The 20,131-nt window shown below is 50.2% G+C and carries 15 protein-coding genes; 2 read left to right on the top strand and 13 right to left on the bottom strand.

The window, feature by feature from the left end:
* Positions 1 to 95: 95 nt before the first annotated feature.
* The 11 genes from AAKU61_RS04475 to AAKU61_RS04525 form a co-directional block, all read right to left on the bottom strand.
* Positions 96 to 3,299 carry an efflux RND transporter permease subunit gene (locus AAKU61_RS04475; protein WP_354329997.1) on the bottom strand — a complete coding sequence of 1,068 codons (3,204 nt, stop codon included), beginning with the start codon at positions 3,297 to 3,299 and terminating at the stop codon, positions 96 to 98.
* A complete protein-coding gene (locus tag AAKU61_RS04480) occupies positions 3,296 to 4,630 on the bottom strand; it encodes an efflux RND transporter periplasmic adaptor subunit (protein WP_354329999.1) in 1,335 nt (444 codons plus the stop codon). Before AAKU61_RS04480 ends, AAKU61_RS04475 begins: the two co-directional genes overlap by 4 nt.
* Positions 4,627 to 6,045 carry a TolC family protein gene (locus tag AAKU61_RS04485; RefSeq protein WP_354330001.1) on the bottom strand — a complete coding sequence of 473 codons (1,419 nt, stop codon included), beginning with the start codon at positions 6,043 to 6,045 and terminating at the stop codon, positions 4,627 to 4,629. The genes AAKU61_RS04480 and AAKU61_RS04485 overlap by 4 nt, the downstream gene beginning before the upstream one ends.
* Before the next feature lie 73 nt (positions 6,046 to 6,118).
* Positions 6,119 to 6,535: a hypothetical protein gene (locus tag AAKU61_RS04490; protein WP_354330003.1), complete on the bottom strand. Its 417-nt coding sequence runs from the start codon at positions 6,533 to 6,535 to the stop codon at positions 6,119 to 6,121.
* 425 nt (positions 6,536 to 6,960) lie between these two features.
* Positions 6,961 to 7,236 (bottom strand): hypothetical protein, encoded by a 276-nt coding sequence (locus AAKU61_RS04495; protein ID WP_354330005.1) that lies wholly within the window; start codon positions 7,234 to 7,236, stop codon positions 6,961 to 6,963.
* Positions 7,237 to 7,265: 29 nt separating this feature from the next.
* Positions 7,266 to 8,525 carry a hypothetical protein gene (locus AAKU61_RS04500; protein ID WP_354330007.1) on the bottom strand — a complete coding sequence of 420 codons (1,260 nt, stop codon included), beginning with the start codon at positions 8,523 to 8,525 and terminating at the stop codon, positions 7,266 to 7,268.
* A gap of 5 nt (positions 8,526 to 8,530) precedes the next feature.
* Entirely contained in the window at positions 8,531 to 10,615 is a 2,085-nt protein-coding gene (locus tag AAKU61_RS04505) for a T6SS effector phospholipase Tle3 domain-containing protein (RefSeq protein ID WP_354330008.1), read from the bottom strand.
* A gap of 21 nt (positions 10,616 to 10,636) precedes the next feature.
* Positions 10,637 to 13,873: a type VI secretion system Vgr family protein gene (locus AAKU61_RS04510; RefSeq protein ID WP_354330010.1), complete on the bottom strand. Its 3,237-nt coding sequence runs from the start codon at positions 13,871 to 13,873 to the stop codon at positions 10,637 to 10,639.
* 455 nt (positions 13,874 to 14,328) lie between these two features.
* The gene (gene lipA / locus AAKU61_RS04515; protein ID WP_354330012.1) at positions 14,329 to 15,303 is read right to left on the bottom strand and encodes a lipoyl synthase; all 975 of its coding nucleotides are present in this window, start codon (positions 15,301 to 15,303) and stop codon (positions 14,329 to 14,331) included.
* A gap of 20 nt (positions 15,304 to 15,323) precedes the next feature.
* On the bottom strand, positions 15,324 to 15,995 hold the full coding sequence (lipB, locus tag AAKU61_RS04520) for a lipoyl(octanoyl) transferase LipB (protein ID WP_354330102.1): 672 nt from the start codon (positions 15,993 to 15,995) through the stop codon (positions 15,324 to 15,326).
* 389 nt (positions 15,996 to 16,384) lie between these two features.
* Positions 16,385 to 16,729: a DUF2917 domain-containing protein gene (locus tag AAKU61_RS04525; RefSeq protein ID WP_354330014.1), complete on the bottom strand. Its 345-nt coding sequence runs from the start codon at positions 16,727 to 16,729 to the stop codon at positions 16,385 to 16,387.
* Between the two features lie 186 nt (positions 16,730 to 16,915).
* Between AAKU61_RS04525 and gcvA the strand changes: the two genes are divergently transcribed.
* Together gcvA and AAKU61_RS04535 are read left to right on the top strand one after the other, a co-directional pair.
* Positions 16,916 to 17,803 carry a transcriptional regulator GcvA gene (gene gcvA, locus AAKU61_RS04530; RefSeq protein WP_354330016.1) on the top strand — a complete coding sequence of 296 codons (888 nt, stop codon included), beginning with the start codon at positions 16,916 to 16,918 and terminating at the stop codon, positions 17,801 to 17,803.
* Between the two features lie 220 nt (positions 17,804 to 18,023).
* Complete coding sequence (locus AAKU61_RS04535; RefSeq protein ID WP_354330018.1) at positions 18,024 to 18,650, top strand: chalcone isomerase family protein; 627 nt, start codon at positions 18,024 to 18,026, stop codon at positions 18,648 to 18,650.
* Between the two features lie 202 nt (positions 18,651 to 18,852).
* On the opposite strand, the gene AAKU61_RS04540 is transcribed toward AAKU61_RS04535, so the two are convergent.
* Both AAKU61_RS04540 and AAKU61_RS04545 read right to left on the bottom strand, forming a co-directional pair.
* A complete protein-coding gene (locus AAKU61_RS04540; protein WP_354330020.1) occupies positions 18,853 to 19,143 on the bottom strand; it encodes a DUF493 family protein in 291 nt (96 codons plus the stop codon).
* A gap of 21 nt (positions 19,144 to 19,164) precedes the next feature.
* Positions 19,165 to 20,010: a D-amino acid aminotransferase gene (locus AAKU61_RS04545; RefSeq protein WP_354330022.1), complete on the bottom strand. Its 846-nt coding sequence runs from the start codon at positions 20,008 to 20,010 to the stop codon at positions 19,165 to 19,167.
* Between the last annotated feature and the right edge of the window lie 121 nt (positions 20,011 to 20,131).

Below are 20,131 nucleotides of genomic sequence, written 5' to 3' on the forward strand. Positions count from 1 at the left end.
GAGAGTTACCTTAGAAAATCATATTAACATTCACATACATAGCTAAACTGCGATTTCTAAACCTAAGTGTTACAAACTTATAATTAGGTGACTCTTTAGTCTTGTCGCTCTGGTGCATCTGCTAATGTATCTGCTAATGTTCCTGCTGATGTTTTTGCCGATGTTTCTGCCAATTTTCTGATTTGTTTTCGACGCAATAACAGATACACCGCAGGTACCACAAACATCGACAATAAAGGCGCAGTGATCATGCCGCCTACCATTGGTGCGGCGATGCGTTGCATGACCTCTGAGCCTGTGCCTTGCCCCAACATGATAGGTACTAGCCCGGCAATAATCACCGCTACCGTCATGGCTTTTGGTCTTACCCGCAACACCGCGCCGTCACGAATCGCATCTAACAAATCTTGCTCGGTTTCTTTTCCGATGTGGATGCGAGCATCCCAGGCTTGTTTTAGATAGAGCAACATGATCACGCCAAATTCTGCCGAGACACCTGCCAAAGCGATAAATCCTACCCCGCTGGCAACGGATAAGTGATGATCAAGTAACCAAAGCAGCCAAATCCCGCCAGCTAGTGCAAACGGCAAGGTCGCCATGATCAGTGCCGCCTCATCGACACGTTTAAATGTCATATACAGCAGCACAAAAATAATCAATAAGGTCGCTGGCACCACTATTTTTAGCTTGGCGGTGGCGCGTTCCAGATATTCAAACTGACCAGACCAGGTGACAGAATAACCTGCAGGTAGTTTCACTTGCTTGGCAACTGCTTGCTGCATCTCATGCACCGTCGAATTTAAATCACGGTCACGGATATCGACATAAACCCAGCCCGACAGGCGTGCATTTTCACTCTTCAACATCGGTGGCCCATCGTTGATGCGGATCTGAGCTACATCACCTAATTGGATCTGCGCGCCACGTTCGGTCAGCACCGGTAATTGACGTAATTTTTCTACCGAGTCACGTAGCTCACGGGGGTAGCGAAGATTGATCGGAAAGCGTTGTAAGCCCTCGACGGTTTCTCCAATATTGTCACCACCGATGGCGGCTGAAACGATGCTTTGCACATCCGCAATATTTAATCCATAACGAGCTGCTGCATCCCGGTTGATGTCCACGTCAATATAGCGACCGCCGTTTAAACGCTCTGCTAAGGCCGAAGATACGCCCGCTACATTTTTGACGACATGTTCAATGTCGGCGGTAATGCGGTCGATTTCTTTTAAGCTGGCACCGGCAACTTTAATACCGACCGGACTCTTGATGCCGGTAGCCAGCATATCGATACGGTTTCTGATCGGTGGTACCCAGATGTTGGATAATCCGGGTACTTTGACGATGCGGTCCAGTTCTTCAATCAACTTGTCGGTGGTCATGCCAGCACGCCATTGATCACGTGGTTTGAATTGTATGGTGGTCTCAAACATTTCCAAGGGCGCGGGGTCAGTTGCTGATTCGGCACGTCCCGCTTTGCCAAAGACGGTTTGTACTTCCGGCACGGTCTTGATCAGACGGTCGGTTTGTTGCAGTAATTCGGATACCTTACCGGCACCAATGCCAGGCAGCGCAGAGGGCATATACAGCAGATCACCTTCATCCAGCGGCGGCATAAACTCACCGCCCAAACGTGATATTGGCCAAAGAGTTGCAACGACGACTAAGGCGGCAACGATCAGCGTTGCTTTGGGTGAATGCAGCACCACATCGAGCAACGGACGGTAGAGCGCAATGAAGAAACGATTCAGCGGATTTTTTTGTTCATCCGGAATTTTGCCGCGGATCAGATAACCCATTAATACCGGAATCAGTGTCACCGCCAGCACGGCAGCAGCAGCCATGGCATAAGTTTTAGTAAAAGCGAGCGGTGCAAATAAACGTCCCTCTTGCGCCTCTAGCGTAAATACCGGAATAAACGACAACACAATAATTAAGAGCGAGAAAAAAAGTGCGGGACCAACTTCTGTCGCTGCATCGCCGATGACCCGCCAATGTTCTTCGCCGGATAATTTTTTGTCTGGGTGAGTATGGTTCCAGGCCTCGATATGTTTGTGTGCGTTCTCTATCATCACCACTGCCGCATCTACCATGGCGCCAACAGCGATCGCGATCCCGCCCAGTGACATAATGTTGGCGTTCACTCCCTGGTAATACATGACCGTAAAGGCAATCAAAATACCCACCGGCAAAGTGACGATAGCGACTAGCGCTGAGCGCAAATGGAATAAGAAAATCGCGCAGACCAGCGCGACGACGATAAATTCTTCTATCAATTTCTCTTGCAAATTATCGACTGCACGCTTGATCAGGTGCGAGCGGTCATAGGTGGTAACGATCTCAACCCCAGGCGGCAGGCTGGCTTTTAATTGTTCTAATTTTGCTTTGACGGCGTTGATCGTTTCTAGGGCGTTTTTGCCGGAGCGCATCACAATCACGCCGCCTGCGACTTCGCCTTCGCCATTCAGGTCGGCAATGCCACGCCGCATTTCTGGTCCGATCTGGACACGCGCTACATCGCCTAGCCGCACCGATACACCAGCGTCGGTCGCGGTCAGAGGAATCTTACGAAAGTCATCCAAGCTTTTGAGATAGCCGGAAGCGCGCACCATGTATTCGGCCTCACCCAGCTCTAATACCGAGCCACCGGTTTCTTGGTTCGCTTTCTGTATCGCCTCTACGATTTTGCCGTGGGGGATGTTATACGCACGCATTTTGTCAGGATCGAGTTGCACTTGATATTGGCGCACCATGCCACCAATACTGGCGACTTCGGATACGTTAGGAACGGATTTTAATTCGTACTTCAAAAACCAATCCTGGAAGGCGCGTAATTGCGACAAATCCATCTTGCCGCTGCGATCTACCAGCGCGTATTCATACACCCATCCTACACCGGTAGCATCAGGGCCAAGCGAGGCTTTCGCTTGCGGTGGTAAACGCGACTGCACCTGATTTAAGTATTCCAGCACACGTGAGCGTGCCCAGTACATATCTGTACCGTCTTCAAATAATACGTAGACGAAGGAGTCTCCAAAAAAAGAATAACCGCGTACCGTCTTGGCGCCCGGTACCGAGAGCATGGTGGTGGTCAAGGGATACGTCACCTGATTTTCAACGATCTGCGGTGCCTGACCCGGGTAGCTGGTGCGGATGATGACCTGCACGTCGGACAAGTCTGGAATTGCATCCAACGGTGTGCGTGATAGTGACCAGATACCCCATGCGGTCATCATCAAGCTTGCTAGCAATACCAGAAAGCGATTTGCGATAGACCAGCGGATTATTTTCGCCATCATTTTTTGGCTCCTGATGGAAGTGCAGGCACAGTCGTTGTCATTGCAGCGTTGGCAGAGGCGTCGCTCATACGGGTCGTTGTCGCTTTCAGGCTTGCTTCTGAATCGACTAAAAACTGACCTGAAACAACCAGCTTTTGCCCGACTTGCAGTCCCTTGCGGATTTCGGTCTGACCATTGGCTTCCATGCCGGTCTCAACATCCACTGGCATAAACTTGCCGTTATCCTGAGCGATCATCACGACCGAGCGGGTACCGGTCTGGATGATGGCTTCTGTCGGTATCAGTAAAATATCGTTGTGTGCGTCAGAATTAAATTTAATAGTAGCGAACATACCGGCTACCAATTGACCGGAAGGATTGTTCAGTTCAATACGGGCTTTTAGCGTGCGGGTCGTCATATCGACTTGTGGCAAGATCGCGCTGACTTTCCCTTTGAAGGTTGTGCCGGGTAAGGAGGGGGTGCTGGCTTCCACCGTGTTACCCGGACGTATCTGCGCCAGACTATTTTCTGGGACATCGGCATTGACCCAGATCGTCGCCATGCCGTTGATGCGGAACATCGGTGCGCCTGTCATGACGGTCATCCCTTCACGTGCCGACAATTCTGTAATGACGCCGCCGACCGGCGCTGTAATCGTGATGCGTGGATGTAGCTTGCCACTGGTTTCTACCAAATGGATTTGCTCATCGCTCATGCCGACCAGACGCATACGTTGTTTAGCGGCCTCTAGCAAGCCATCTATGCCGCTCGTCTGCATTCGTTTTGCTGTCAGAAATTCTTCCTGCGCTGCAACCCAGTCCGGCACATATAATTCGGCTAGAGCTTGCCCTTTTTTGACCCTATCCAAGGCCGCGCGGACATACAGTTTTTCGATAAAGCCATTACTGCGTGCCTGCACTAGCGCTACTTCACGCTCGTTGTAGGCAACGCTACCGACCGCGGCTAATGCTAGGCTCAGATTGCCTTTGACCACTTGCGCGGTGCGTATTCCTAAATTCTGCTGCACACGGGAACTGATGCTGACTGAGTTTTCGTTATCACCGTTGCCGTCGTTGCCGCCATTACTATCGCCATCGGCATAGACCGGTACCAGTTGCATGTCCATAAACGGTGACTTGCCCGGGTGATCAAACTTTTGGGTGGGAACCATAGGATCGTGCCAATACAGTACCTTTTTATCATTAGCTCCGGCTGTTGGCGTCGCTGTATTTGTTTGGGGTGTTGCGGAGGCTTTCATACCTTGGCTGATGCCGAGACGATAGAGACCAAATCCTGTCAACATTCCGATAGCAACGAGTCCTGCGGTGAGGAGGATGTTTTTATTTTTCATTGGATATCCTTGTTCATGGACTGAGCCGAATGTATGCCTGACACTTCGGCCGGAAATAGAAAATTCAGTTGTGCCCATAAACGGGCAGTGTCGGATTGAAGTTGCAGCGCTTGCAGGCGCATATCAAGCTCATTGCGGCGTGCAGACAAGAGTTCAGATAGGCTGGATTTGCCGCCCCGGTATGCCGCCATCGTGGCTTGCGTCCGCTCTGCTGCCAACGGGATTAATTCGTGCTCGTAGCGGGCGATACGCTCAAGCTCCGTTTGCCATTCGTCTATCATTGCTTTGGTCTCGGCGACGTGGGCGCGCAGCATTTCGTCACGCTCGGCTTTGGCTTTTTCGACCATTGCTAGTTTGGAAGAGAGCTCGCGATCCTGGCGGTTCTTTTGATCCCACTGAAACGGCAGTGATACGCCGACCGATACCATATTTGAATAGGCAGAACCACGCTGCTGAAAAGCGACCTCGACAGACCAGTCCGATTTTTTATTCGCCTCTGCCAGTTTGGCATCGGCTTCGGCCAGCTCTGTTTGCCTGTTCAATACCGCGATCTGTGGATGATGGGCGAGCGAAGTGTCTAGCGTTGATTGATCTAGGCGAATAGTGTCAAGCTGAGGCTGCTCCGCTAAGCTCAGCTCTGAGTTAACACCGGTCCAACGATGTAACATCGTCTTGGCGTTGCGTAGTTTACGTTGGATGTCGCTGCTGCGGTCATTCGCCATACTTAGCGCACTACGGGCGCTAAAGATATCTGCCTGGCTGCCGCGACCAGCGCGATAATTTCCCTCCGCCGCGTCGATTTCAAGCTTGGCTTGAGCTGTTTGTTCTGCGACCACGACAGCCATGCGTTCTGCATAGTATTGGTCCAACCAGGCAATCGCAGTATCGCGTTGAATAGAGGTAATGAGGTTGGATTTTTCTGCTAACGACTTATCGGCTGCCCGGTCATAGCGTTGGGCGCGCAACTGGCGCTTATCGCTTCGGGTCAGTTCTTGCATCACACCGATACGATGCATCGTCATAAAATCGCTGGTCAGGCTGCCACGGTCAGGGCCGTTAATAGGCAGATTATCGATGCCGGCTTTTAATACTGGATCAGGCAATTGTCCGGCCGCGATCGCCATTTCACGTGAGGCAGTAACAGCTAAATCCTGTGCAATCAGTTGATGCGACCGGGCGACCGCAAGTTGCTGCGCTTGGCTCAAAGTTAGCGGCACGGTGAGTGGTACAGTCTGCGACGTCATTGGCATAGTTAGTGATATATCCGCAGCCTTGACGTTGAGTGACGACAGCGTAATCACGAACGCGGTGATTATTTTGCCGATTTTTCCGGCACGGAGTATGGTATTGACCAGCTTAGAATGATGGTCAGCATTAAGATGCGCAAGCAAAGGTGCGTAGATTGGGAAAGACATGGAATCTCCAGAGAACGATCAACGGCACTGTCGTCAAAAAGACGTACGGCAACAAGCTAAGCGATCTGGAGATTTAAATGCGGAAACAGCAATTGCGGATAGCGATGGGCGGCGCGGTAGAGCGTGCCAGCAATAAGCTTTGACGCTGAGGTTCTTGTGGGAGTTCTGATATTTCAATGATGACCAGCGTCAGCACTAATCCAGCCTGTACAAAGGCAGGTACATCCGGCGCTGTTGGTTTATCCAGCGATTGTTTTCCAAACGCATCTTCAGCATGGGCGTGGCACAGTGCGGGTTGCTCGCTGTCCATACCTTCGCAGCCCACCATAGTCATAGCGTTGACGTTTTTGCTCGTGCTGCTCATACCGCTCATAACATTACCCATCGTCCTGCCAGGGCAAGCATAAGATGCCACAGCAAGCTGCATAAACAGCATGCTAAACAGCGTTAAAAACGCTGCAATCAGGCGAGAGGGATGAGAGAGTTTCACAAGTTATTTGGCAATTATTTGGCAGGTCAGTGTCAGTTGGTATTAGTAGATTGTATGAGTAGATGAGGATTAACATCCACCGCAAGCCGGCCATTAAAATCCAAACTCTTTTTACGCCACCCAATCGGCATCATAGTACATCAGCTATGAAGTGTCGCCAGAAAAGTATCAAAAATCCTTGCAGGACTAAGCACTTAGCTTGACTCTACGCGATCAAGTGATTGGCTAGTTGATCGGGCAAAAATAAAATCAGACTGCGTCGTGACTATTATTTAACGATGTGATCGTTTAAGACGTAAAACCATATACTCCCACTATTTTTAAATCAATATGCCTTAGTGTCCAAGGATTATATGGACACTATAAATATACTAGCAGGGAGTATAAACTGGTGTACAGCGACCAACTTATTCAGCGCGGTTGCATCAACCCCTGAATTTCATCCGACGGTCGCCCATCAACGAGCGTAGTTCCCGAATACTCAAGTCGCTGATCTCATGCATGCGCAACAGCAAAGTCGCACCGACAGGCAAGTGGCCATGACGGACTTTACTGATCACCGGCGGTGCAACTTCCAGCATCCGTGACAGCGCTGCATCGTTTTTTAATCCGACGTGCTTGATGACAGCATCGAGCAAGTGGTTGGGGTTGTAGCTTTTTTCTTGTGTGGGTTGTGTAAGTTCTATCTTTTGCGTTGTCATCTTATTTGATACCTTCGTTTTAAGTCCGCTTAATAATCCAATTTTCCATCCAGTCGCTGTCCCCACCAAGGCGCGTACCATTGACCACGCGGTTTATGTTCTGGAAAGCTACGATGCGGATCAGGTGGCGTGTGATCTTTTGGTGGGAATATCAACATAGCGCGACCAGCTTCCGGATCTACGTTGGATAAATACAGCACCACATGGTTGCGCTGATGTGCAGCATAAGCGGCCATCAGCAAGGTGTAATTTACTGTATTTGCGCCCAGCTCACCTATTAAAGCCACCATATCGATTCTGTCTTTGGTGACGTCAAATTCAGGAAGTACATCGTGCAATACGCGACCAACTTCTCCCAGGTGTTGGGCAGATAATGCTGTTCCGCGTCCGCAATCAGTCGCTACTGAGCCTATCGATGTGGAGTCAATGCCTGCGGCGGTGCAGGCTTGCATGACGGCTTGGCGCATGGCGGTGATTTTGCGACTTTCTCCCTCAACCGACTTAACCTCTTTGACCGGCACAATCTGCGGTGCGCTGAAGTAGGCCAGAGGTTTGCGGCCTGTGTCGTAGGCGGGATGGGCTACCATTAAAAGCACTGCGGCTTCGTTGGGTTCGTCATCTTTTGGGTAGCTGGGCGAATCTACGGTCGCTTGCCAGATCACTTTAGCGTCTGGAGTGGAGATCATGTTCCAGCCTGTTTCCAATGTCGTCCATCCAGAATTGCCGGATGATAAAGTGAGCACTGGTTTGGAGGTGAGGCCATAGGCTTGGTAAGCTTTGCGCCATATGGTGCGCGCCTCCTCTTCAGTACGTTCAGCGGTAAAGCCACTGACGATAGGCAGACCATTCATGCGTATACCATTCCACATGAACATGTTGAAGCCTTGGATGTCGCGGCCGTAATAGCTGACGACAAACTGGAGGCCTAGGCAGAGTTCATCTATATAACTTACATCACACCTGTAGCGTCCTTCGGGATAAAATTTTCCGTTGCCAGGAGCTATAGACTTAAATGATTTAGGTGGTTTGCCATTCGATCCTAACTCAAACAGTTTAGGCAAATATTTCTCTATCCCAAAGCCTTGGTCAAACAGATTAGAGATCAGGTTGGCGCCGACCAGTTGAACCATTGCACCTTGCGGCCATGTAGTGGATTTAGGTGCTATTGCGTCAGCAGCCTTTGTACTGGCGGCAGTCGCGGGCTTGAATCCTAAAAGTGTCAATAATCCCATTCCTAGGGCTCCTGTCAGTAGAGTACGGCGTTGTTTTATGTTGATATGGTGTGGCATAAACTTCATCCTTTAATCGCACCAAGCAGACTGCGCTCGCGCTCATCCTTGATGAGTGAAGCGTTCTTATCCATGTGCTCCATGGTGTAGGTGTGCTGAAGCTGTAGTTCGTTATAGAAGCCACGCTTCCAGTAATCTTCAAATTGCTGAGTAACTGGAAGTCCAAATGTATCTTTTAACATCATCCAATGCGCAAACTGCCTGAACGCGAACATATCTTCTTCAGTAATCTTACTGGGGTTCACCCATCCAATTGCCACGTCGTAGGCAAGAACCTTTTCCGAATGTGCCGGATTAGTCAGGATAGTGGAATGGTCTGTCGCATTCGGGTTTTCTTTCAACATCCGTGTAATGGCAGCACGCTGATCTTCTTCAGGTAATTTAGTGTTACCCGTGGGGTCGCGTTCTCGTTCTAGCCGACGGATGCGTGCCTGATGTTCGTAGCGCAAACTTGCTTCACTATTGGCATCGCCTGCACCACTATCTTGGTATAGGCCGCCATGAACATCGTCTTTTAATTTGTCCTTATCTTCGGCATTGGCAAGGGCATCATGTGCAGGGTCATAACCCTGATCAAATTCAGCTGTTTTTCCGTAACGTACAGACTGCGGTACGACGGGAGATCTGAGGACGGGTGCTGTAATGGGGACTGCCCAGTCTTTTTTGGGTTCATTGTTGATACGCAGCGTGACCAGTCTGGTAAAAATCAAAAAAATCGGAGAGGTCAATACCGTGATGATTTGGGACGCTACGCTCTGGTTGGGGTTGAGGCTCAACTCATACTTCATGCGCGGCGCAGGTGGATACCAGAAATGTCCCGGTTTATGGTGATCGTCAATATAACGGTAAGCGCGCCCGGTCCAATCTGGTGAACCAACGGCAAATGAGGGACTTTGATTGCCTCCCGGTGTAGCCCAAACGCGTTGGTGGAATACACCATCGGCTCCTATTTCAGGCAATTGTGCCTGGCTCACACCACGCCAGCCTATGCCTTCGACCGGGCTCACACCAATGACTTGATCATGCGGATTGCAATACAAAAATACGCGACCACGATTGTCGCGGTCTTGTCCCTCTTGCGGCACTTGTTTAGGGTCGCTTGGGAATGCACTTAATTCAAAAATAGTCTTACCGCTGTCGGGCTGTTTAAAACCATGATAACGATTGATGAGATCAAGAGATTGCGGGCCTATCTTGGCTTGGAGCTCTTTTACCGTTTTAAGGAAGTTCGCAAAGGTGAGTTTGCGTGCGGCAGTGGTGACGCTACCAAATTGACCTACGGCGGATTTGTCATCATGGTTGATAATTTTATCCATACCCAGGCTTTCCAGACTATACGGTGGGTTGCAGAGTATGTAGGTGTCGGCCAGGGCATGTTCTTTTTCGCCTAGCAGAGCAGCGGCGATGGTGACCATATTGCCTTGGCTATGGCACACCACGGTGATGGGGCAATCTGCCTGTTTATCACGGATGGATTTGATCAGCTCTTTGAGGCGATGTGCCGCATGGGCAAAGTAGGCGCGGGGCGGACTGGCATAGACTTCGCGTCCGGCCACGGGAAACATATTGGCATATAACCACCAGAATACGCGATCATCCAAACCTAAGCCCCACATGTAGGGAAGCGCGGTGGTACCGTTTTGGAAGGGGCCACCACCCCAGGCATCTAGCTCGTTAAGATAAATCTTGCCACCGTAGGTGCTTACTTCATCTCGTGAGCCGGGCGTACCATCCTGACCTGCTGCTTTATAGCCCCAGCGAAAACGAATAACCGGTGAATTTCCATGGTCAGAGATAAAATTTTTACCAGAAATATCACGGTTCAGACTGCCATCAGGCATCAACTCCTTGGCATACGTGACTGGACTCAAGCTAAGGTCGCCGCCCACTGCGTCATTCAGACCGAGGCGAGCGCTTAAACCTTTTAACAAACCTCTTTCTGCCGCCTCGTACCATTCGCCATCTGAGTTGACTCCATGGACAAAGATGATGATGCCAGGTTGATGAAGCATTTCTACTTTTGCATCTGGCATGCCTGGTGCGGACATATTCACGCTGGCGCCGTAAGGCGTTTGATTATTTGTTATCACGTTGAATTATTCGTAAAGAAGTCAGTCGTAAAGAAATTGAATTTTGACGATTTGCATACTGTCACTGTGCGCGAGATTAGTAGCGCCTTGTGCATCGCTGATACCTTCCACCTTCCGTCCGTCATCTAGCGTCAGACGATATTTTTGATGTGGCACCACTTGCTGGTCGGTCGCACGTGTAATGATGAACTTGCGTTGAAACGGACCAGATGTTGGCATGGTCGGCATCGCGTAGTTCAAGGTGTCAGCATCAACAAAGCTCTTCTTCCCAGCCTGTACCAGAATCTTCCCCGGACACTGCACAGTAATATTGCCATCCTTGATCGTAATATTGGCCCCGTCAGCGGTACTGAGGCTAATACTCTTCGCCGCAGCCCAGTCAATATGTGCATGGCTGCTGAGTATATTGATCTCATCTCTAGCCTGAATCTGCATCTGGTCACTTTGGGCTTGCAAATCAATATTGTCTTTAGCGGCGATCAGTTGTAATCCGATTTGTTGCTCACCAGGTTTAACGACCCCGCCTAGGATGCCAATCGCTTGTCCTGTGTGTAACCGGAATTGATTCCCAGTATGTAGCTGCGTATCTTGTCCGCTAAGGAACGTCGTGGTTTCTCCATTGGCGAATTGGATATTTTGTCCGGCGGTCATGCTCAGGCCAGCTTTAGCGCTGAGGCTGATAATGGGGTCAGTGCTATGCGGCAAAGTGTCTTTGTTGGGCGCTGTGTTTTTATCAGCGGCATCGGCTTTTGCCTGTGCTTCACTCTGGGAACTAAGCATGCCACTGGCGGCGGTGTGCAGTGCTTTGATAGGGGAAGCACGTGGATCGAGACTGCTGCTATAACTACGAATACTCCCGATGTGGCTGGCAAGCTCCACCGTTTGATGCGTCTTGGCCGCATCGCTGAAGCTTTTTGCCAAGCTGGTCGCTTGCTTTAAAAGTGCCATACCTGCGGTGTTATCAGCCGCATAATCGCGTTGATTGGCGTTATGGCTAATAGGATAGCTACTGAGATGTAGTCCGGCACCAGCGCGGAGTGCACCATAAGCGTCGGTACGGAGTTCGGCACCCAGTCCACGGAAACTGCCGCGGTAGTTGTCGGCGGTGTGGATTAGGTGACCAAGGTTAAGTTCGGTACCGGCTTGGGTAGTTTTAAGTTGAATGCGAGCTTGTTGATCGGTGTCATCAAAGTTGAGCTGGTTGTAACCGTTGCCACCAAATTCTTTGCTGCGAATACCCCATTGGGCGCTGGGATTGTTGTGTCCTGCACTGCTCGCAGAAGCGCCATGCCAGACGGGGCTATTGCCTCCGACCAGATTACCTTGACCGCTGGGTTGGTGGTCTGTGGCGGCGTCAAAGATCGTGATATTGGCATCCTGCATGGTTTGTCCACCGGGCGTAGGCGCACTACCTCCTTCGCCTTGGCCGTTATACAGTGCCGCCACAATGATAGGACGATCAATATCACCTTCAATAAACTGGACCACGACTTCCTGACCGATACGGGGGAGAAACTGAACACCCATGCCATTCCCCGCAGAGCGTTGGGCAACCCTGACCCAGCAAGTGGCGTTGGCATCATCTTGCTGCCCTTGCCAGTGAAACCGGATGCGTACCCGGCCTAAGCGATCGCAGTAAATTTCATCAGCACCATTGGGTTGATCTTGTCCGTCCGCACCGACGACGATGGCGGTCTGACTGCCTAGAGCAGTCGGTTTGGCGTTGTGGCTGGTGTTGTAGCTGCCACTCACATCCGTCTCCTCCCAGGCCACAGGTCGCCATGGGATATCAGAGCGAATGGCGGTGAAGTGATTGGCGTAGCCCAGCGTCGTCGCTTGGGTAATGACTTGCCGTAATTGTTGCTGCTCTTCTTTTTTTTGTAAGGCTTGTGCAAAGGCATTGTCGTCATTAAAGCCGTCATTCGATTGACGACTACTACCTGCATTAACACTATTTTTACCACCGCGGCTGCCATAGTCACCATCACTACCATTCTCTTCTTTCGCACTGTTCAGACATTCTGTCAGTAGCTGGGGAATCGAACCAAATAGTTCTGCCAGACTTTCTTTGGCGGCTTTGGGGAGATTGTTAATACCGATGCTGGTGACATTCAAAACGACTAATTCGGGCGGTGTGTTGGCTGCGTTATTAACTATATCCAAGGGGCCTTGGCTCAGCGTGAAGCGGGTACCGGGACGCAGAGTTCTGACGGTGGAGCGAGCGATCCAGGTTTTATTTCTGGCTTCATGGGCTTCTTGTTGCAATCGGGCATAGCGTTCTGCCTGAGCCGCATCGGCGTATGCATACAGACCGGGCGTATCGTAACTTTCAATCACGGGGACATTTTTGCCACCGTATTGATGATGCGTGGGCACACTGGCGGTAACCGATTGTTTGGACTTGTAGTCCATGCTGAGAACGGTGGTTAGGGCGACGGTAAGCTGACGTTTGGCACCTAAGGCTTGAATACTGTCTTGCTGCTCTCTGGAACTGGCACCATGGAAGCGGATACCAGCACCGCCTAAGCTATGTTGACTGGTCGCATCTTCTGGGGTGGCACTGGTGTGGGTGCTGTCAGCGAAGAAGATCAGTTTGTGTCCGCTGGGAGCGGTCGTATCTTCTTCTAAGCGCCAGCTGAGTCCTTCTTCGGTCAACAGTCGCCGGACAAAGTCGTAGTCGCTTTCGCGGTATTGGGCGACATAGCTGCGGGGGCGTGCGTCACGCATAAAATCAGTGACATCTTCACTCCAGGTCCAGGCGGCGTGGCTACTATATTTGCTGAAGATGGATTCGATGATCTCAATCACCGTTTTATCTTGCCAGACGCGGCTGGTATGAACTTGGGTGAGTAGCCACAGCCAGGGAACCAGACGAACCCGGTAACGGGCTAAGGCACCGTCGCTACCAAGATTGGCGACTTGCTGGATTAAGCCGGTGAAACTGCTGCGGGTGCCGTCGCTGAGGCTGATGTGCAGGCTGGCGGTTTGGGTGAGTAAGCTACTTAGCTTGATGCTGGGATTGGTTGATAACAGGATGACGTCTCGTGTGCTAATGCTGTGCAGCGCTTCTTGAGCGGCGAAGCCTTCGACTAGCAAGCCGCCCGATCCGAAGTCCACCACTTGTTCTGCATTCTGCAGACTGAAGTCGTAGAGCCGGGTGTCGCTTGAAAATTCGCCAGAGAACTGGCTGAGCAAGCCACTGGCGGCGTTACTGGCAAACTGCGTAAGCTGCGCTTGCAGGGCGGGGAATTGGGACATGAGGGTACTGCTCCTGGAATGCAATAATAATGCCTTAAATAATTATTTAATTGGCAATTATAAAGTTATGCATTTCATCATGAATTTGACCTTTTTGCAAGAAAAAATAACATCTTTTCTTGATAGGTTAGCTGTGAGTTACATTTTTTTCATCATTTTTATTGCTAATAAATAAGAAAATTTAAATGCCAGTATAAAAAGAAGTAAGTGCTATCGCGGCCGTTTACGATAATGCGGCTAGCACTTCAAATAGGATGGGATTGGAATAGCGAAATCAAAATATTATTCATATTCTCGAAATGCTTTTGTGTCTGCGTTGATTTTTACTGCGAGATAAGCGTGATTGCTTAGGTGAATGGAGCATGATTCCATCTGATACGTTAACAATTGAGACTTGCCCAGAGTACCTCCGGTTTGATCGGTGACAAGCCTCAATTGGTTTTGCTAAAACTAAATTACCCTATCCCATGCGCCTGTTGATCAGCATGGTAGGAACTACGGACCATGGCGCCGACCGCAGCATGTGCGAAGCCCATTTTGTAGGCTTCTTCTTCAAACATTTTAAATACATCCGGGTGTACATAACGACGTACTGGCAGATGGTGGCCGCTTGGTGATAAGTACTGGCCTATCGTCAGCATATCGACATTGTGGGCACGCATGTCGCGCATGACTTGCAGAATTTCTTCATCGGTTTCACCCAGGCCAACCATGATGCCGGATTTGGTCGGGGTATTTGGATGCTGCTCTTTAAAACGCTTTAGCAAATTTAATGAGTATTCATAATCCGAACCCGGACGCGCTTCTTTATATAAGCGCGGTGCGGTTTCCAGATTGTGATTCATGACATCGGGTGGTGCCAGGTTCAAAATTTCTAGTGCACGATCCATACGACCACGGAAATCCGGTGTCAGAATTTCTATTCGGGTTTTAGGTGAGAGTTCGCGGATCTTGGTAATGCATTCTGCAAAGTGGGCTGCACCGCCGTCGCGTAGATCGTCACGATCTACTGAGGTAATGACGACGTAACTCAGTTTGAGCTGAGCAATTGTTTTTGCTAGATTCAGTGGCTCGTTGACATCCAGCGGATCTGGGCGGCCATGACCAACGTCGCAAAATGGGCAACGGCGTGTGCATTTGTCACCCATGATCATGAAGGTCGCTGTGCCTTTGCCAAAGCACTCGCCGATGTTAGGGCAAGAGGCTTCTTCACATACTGTGACCAGATTGTTGGCACGCAGGATGTCTTTAATTTCATAAAAACGTGTCGTCGGCGAGCCTGCTTTAACCCGTATCCAATCCGGCTTTGGCAAACGTTCCATCGGGATAATCTTGATGGGAATACGCGCAGTTTTACTCGCGCCTTTTTGTTTTTCGGTTGGATCGTAGGCGGGAGCCAGAGTAGAGACGGGAGTGTTTTCTGTTGTCATGGTGCTGATCAGTTGCTATGTCAGGATACGGTCAAAAGGTCTTGTAAATTAGTCGCCAGCGCATGTTGCACATCTGCCAGCGGGACGCTGACGCCCAGAGTCGTCATGTCAATCGTCGCAAGACCGGCATAACCGCAAGGATTAATCCAGGAAAAAGGGGTCAGGTCCATTGTCACATTGAGTGATACGCCGTGATAAGTGCAGCCATTGCCGCGGACTTTTAAGCCAAGTGCTGCAATTTTTGCGCCTTGCCAGGCGCCATCGCTGACGTAAATACCGGGCGCGCCTTGCTTGCGTTCACCACCAAGATTATACGCTGCCAGCGTGTTGATAACGGCTTGCTCGATTTTATTCACGAACTCACGTGCAAACAGGCGCGCTTTGGGGTGACCACGACGTAAATCCATTAGCAGATAAATCACCACTTGCCCTGGGCCATGGTAAGTCACTTCGCCGCCACGATCAGTTTGAATCACCGGAATCTCATGCGCGGCCAGCACGTGCGATTGATCTGCACCAAGGCCGAGAGTAAACACTGGCGGATGCTCAACAATCCAGAATTCATTGGGCGTCAGTTCGGTGCGTGCATCGGTAAAAGCGCGCATCGCGTCATAGGTGGTTTGATAGTCTTCAATGCCGCGATCAATGATGCGCAGCTGGGAAGAAATAGGGGAGGCGGAGATGGCAGACATAGGGCGCAAGTGTAACATCGTGTGCGGCGCACTTGGACTTGGCTTACATATCTCAGTTAAACCCAGATTTTCCATTAGACCGCTGCCACTTCGCAGAAACGCAGACGGCGTGCGGTGTTCAGAGGGATAGCAACACCGCGATTTGAGTGGAAACGCTACAGCAACAATTGCGCCTTTGGCGAACTGCCTGGCGTTGTTGCTCCTCCTAGCAAGATGCAGCTTGCGTCGTCGTCGCGTCTAACCAGTCAGTTCGCCAAAGGCACACTTGTCGCTGTTCCAATGGAAAATCTGGGTTAAAGCTAGACCGAAGGTATATTGCTAAAACCTTCGGTCTGTTTAAATTCATCAATTTGTATCAGCGGATGACTAAACGAATTACGCAAATCGAATTACGCAAATACGTGATGTTTGAGTTTTTGCGACAGTTTGCTAAAGAATGCTGTCGTCAACAAGCGGTCTTCGCTATCACTTTCAATTTTTTGAGCGATCGAGGTCACATGAGCATTCGTCATTTCAACCAAACTAGCCTGCTGATCCGCTTCGATCACGATTAAGCGCTTGGCCGGTATGTTCAGAGATTCACCCGCTGTCAGCCAAAAATCTTTCTCCTGACCTTCAATCGTCAACCAGACGCGGCCACAAGTCACGGTTACCAGACGTGCTTGCTCAGAGGTGCCAGAGACGGTTTTACCGGCAGGAATGGTGTACGATGGTTTTGCTAAATAATTTGTCATTTCAGAACCCCTTGCTTTACTGCATGATAATCAGCGAGCCATTGATTTATAAAGGAAAAATCTCATGTTGCGCTGCGATGAAAGCATTGTAGTTGCATGAGATAGAGAAACAAAACGAGTAATTTTGGATTTGCTTGCTAAAATGGTTCACATAGAAAAACATCTGATTACCTAAGCTTATTAACCATGAATGATTTTCGACATTTGCCCAATTTGGCCGCTTTGCGGGCCTTTGAAGCGGCCGCACGGCATCAAAATTTTTCGCGTGCGGCTGATGAAATCCATCTCACGCATGGTGCCATTAGCCATCAAGTCAGGGCGCTGGAAGAAGAACTAGGTGTGCAATTGTTTACCCGTCGTGGCAAACGCATCACGATCACCAATGACGGTGAGCAATTTGCCACCGCGATCCGGTCTGCGCTGGAGGATATTGCTAAGGCAGCGGATGTGCTCAAAGGTCGTCAGCAACAAAAGCGGCTGGCAATTACCGCGCTACCTTCCTTTGCTGCACGCTGGCTATCGCCGCGACTAGGGCGGTTTATCGACCAGCATCCTGGTTTGGAAGTCAGTCTGCAGTCGAGTAACCATTTGACCGACTTTGGACGAGAATCAATTGATATCGGCATCCGCTTTGGCAACGGCGATTATCCGGGGCTGAAGAGCGAACACATCATGGACGACACGTATTACCCCGTCGTCAGTCCGCATTTTAATGGTGGACATTTACCTGCCACGCCAGCCGAAATGGCGCAGGCGCATTTGTTGCGCTGTGACCGCGAGCCTTGGGAACCGTGGTTCCGCGCCGCGGGTTTGTCCAATGCAGAACCGACCGGTGGTTTGATCTTTCAGGACTCGTCCATGCTGGCGCGTGCTGCTGTTGACGGGCAGGGTATTGCTCTGGGGCGGCATGCGATCGTACAAAGCGATATCCGTAACGGCAGTCTGGTGCGCTTGTTTGATATTGTCTTGCCCAGCCCCGTGTCGTATTACCTTGTATATCCGGCGAATGCATTGGAGCGGCCGCAAGTCAGAGCGTTTAGGACTTGGTTATTGGAAGAAATTGCGGCTGAATAGGTTCCAGCTTATTGACTGGCCCTTAGCTTTTTTATTGCGCCTGTTCTTATCAGCGCAAATTTATATTGCACACTGCACTTAATCTAAACTCAGCCCGAACTCCGTCCGAACTCAGTGCGCTTGGGCGTTGCAGCGCACAAGACATGGCTTTGCAACTTTGTTATTTTTGCTTAATTTTTAGATAAAATAGAGGATTAAATCTAATTTTATAAAAACCAAAATGACTAATCCGATTTCTCGCTTTGCCCGCACGTGTGCCACCATCGCCAGCTTTTGTTTGTTTGCACTGGCTGCTCCCAGCCAAGCAGTAGAAATACAGCAAGTCAAAATTCCTAATCAAGTTACCTTAGCGAATAAAGAACTGGTCTTAAACGGCGCCGGTACCCGTTCAGTTTTGTTTGCCAAAGCCTATGTCGCCGCTTTGTACGTGCCGGTAAAAACCGACAATCCTGCCCAGATTATCGCCAGTGGTCCCCGCAAAATGGTGTTGCATATCTTGCGGGATATCGACGTCAATGAGCTGGCTGCCGCCATGCTAAAAGGCATGCGCAAAAACAATACAGCCAAGGATTTGTCCGATGTGACGATACAAATGGCGTCGTTTGGTCAGGTGTTCGGCACTATTCCCATGGTCAGAAACGGCGACACCATCACCTTTGATTATGTGCCTGGGATTGGCTCCAGCGCCTACGTCAACAAAACTCAACTCGGCACAGTGTTGCCAGGCGACCAGTTCGCCCGGGTATTTTTCCGCATCTGGTTAGGCGACCAGCCAGTACAAGACAGCCTGAAGCGCGAATTGTTGGGGCAGACAGCGTATGCGCCTGCTGATAAAACCTACAACTGATCAGGATAGTTTTTCGATACTCCCCATCATTTTTGATAAAAACAACCAATTGTCCAAGTTTTATAAGGACAATTAAAAATACTCTACGTGAGTATATGGGGTTATGTTTTATTTAAGAGGGCGATGTAGCGATGTCGTCAGGCTGGGTTGAAATAATATTAACCCAGCAATGACGTAAAGATTTGGTCTAAAACAGCTTTGCCTACAACACCATTTTCACCATAGGATGACCGGACAAAGCGCGGTATAAATTATCCAGTTGCTCACGACTTGTGGCTACAACCGTTACCGTGATCGCCAGATAATTACCTTTCGATGAAGGCCGCATATCCATCTTGCCTGCGTGGAAGCTAGGATCATGTACCACCACCACCTCCAGCATCGTCTGCGCAAAGTCATCATGCATCGCCCCCATGATTTTGATGGGGAAGTCGCTTGGGTATTCGATCAGGCTCGCGGCGGGATCGACAGGAGGCAGCATTTGGTTTGACATGATCACAACATTCAGAAAGTGTTAAGCGGCTTTGGCAAGCTGATAGGCCGCATATAGTTTCTGATAGATGGGGCCGGGCACGCCGTTTCCAATAGTCTGCTCGTCTAGCTTGATGACCGCAAGCACTTCTTTGGTCGCGGAGGACAACAACACCTCGTCCGCTGCAAATACTTCGTCTTGCGTGATTTTGCGGGCTTGCAGCGGAATGCCGCCAGCGGCACACAATTCTTCAATTAGTCCGTAGCGTATGCCCTCCAATATCAGATGATCTTTTGGCGGACCGGACAGAACGCCATCTTTGACAATCCAGACATTCGACGCCGATGCCTCGGTCAAAAATCCATCGCGGAACTGAATGCTCTCGGTGACGCCATGTTCTGCTGCATTCTGCGCTGCCAGCACGTTACCCAGCAAAGAGATGGATTTAATTTCGCAACGTAACCAGCGTTTGTCTTCCATCGAGACACAAGCCACACCTTTGGCTCGCACCGCGTCGGACGGTAACACAATCGGGTTGGTCATGATGAAGATCGTCGGCACCATCTCTTGCGGAAACGCATGTGCGCGCTTGGCCACGCCACGCGTCACTTGCAAATACACCATCTGATCATCCGCCGGATGCGCATTCATCACCTGCGCGATCAATGCCAGCCAACCTGCTTTGTCATGCGGATTTGGAATACCGATCGCTGCCAGGCTGCGGAACAAGCGCGCCAGATGCTGATCAGCGCGGAACATTTTACGACCGTACACCGGGATCACTTCATAAATACCATCACCAAAAATAAAGCCGCGGTCCAGCACAGGGATCTTGGCTTCAGAGAGCGGAGTCAGGCTGCCGTTGAGGTAAACAAGTGGTCCGTTCATGATGGGATACCGGGTGAGTGATGGAACCTCATTCTTACATAAGCTGCTGATAGGATCGATGCAAAGTTAGCATATCTATGGGTGATAAAAAGCTATTGCATGTTCTGTTTAACGAAACCAA

Origin of the sequence: Undibacterium sp. GrIS 1.2, from assembly GCF_040544435.1 — a bacterium.
GTDB lineage: Bacteria > Pseudomonadota > Gammaproteobacteria > Burkholderiales > Burkholderiaceae_D > Undibacterium.

Coding starts and splice junctions, on each gene's coding strand:
- AAKU61_RS04475 (WP_354329997.1), bottom strand. CDS start 3,299: ATGATGGCGAAAATAATCCGCTGGTCTATCGCAAATCGCTTTCTGGTA.
- AAKU61_RS04480 (WP_354329999.1), bottom strand. CDS start 4,630: ATGAAAAATAAAAACATCCTCCTCACCGCAGGACTCGTTGCTATCGGA.
- AAKU61_RS04485 (WP_354330001.1), bottom strand. CDS start 6,045: ATGTCTTTCCCAATCTACGCACCTTTGCTTGCGCATCTTAATGCTGAC.
- AAKU61_RS04495 (WP_354330005.1), bottom strand. CDS start 7,236: ATGACAACGCAAAAGATAGAACTTACACAACCCACACAAGAAAAAAGC.
- AAKU61_RS04500 (WP_354330007.1), bottom strand. CDS start 8,525: ATGCCACACCATATCAACATAAAACAACGCCGTACTCTACTGACAGGA.
- AAKU61_RS04510 (WP_354330010.1), bottom strand. CDS start 13,873: ATGTCCCAATTCCCCGCCCTGCAAGCGCAGCTTACGCAGTTTGCCAGT.
- lipA (WP_354330012.1), bottom strand. CDS start 15,303: ATGACAACAGAAAACACTCCCGTCTCTACTCTGGCTCCCGCCTACGAT.
- lipB (WP_354330102.1), bottom strand. CDS start 15,995: ATGTCTGCCATCTCCGCCTCCCCTATTTCTTCCCAGCTGCGCATCATT.
- AAKU61_RS04525 (WP_354330014.1), bottom strand. CDS start 16,729: ATGACAAATTATTTAGCAAAACCATCGTACACCATTCCTGCCGGTAAA.
- gcvA (WP_354330016.1), top strand. CDS start 16,916: ATGAATGATTTTCGACATTTGCCCAATTTGGCCGCTTTGCGGGCCTTT.
- AAKU61_RS04535 (WP_354330018.1), top strand. CDS start 18,024: ATGACTAATCCGATTTCTCGCTTTGCCCGCACGTGTGCCACCATCGCC.
- AAKU61_RS04540 (WP_354330020.1), bottom strand. CDS start 19,143: ATGTCAAACCAAATGCTGCCTCCTGTCGATCCCGCCGCGAGCCTGATC.
- AAKU61_RS04545 (WP_354330022.1), bottom strand. CDS start 20,010: ATGAACGGACCACTTGTTTACCTCAACGGCAGCCTGACTCCGCTCTCT.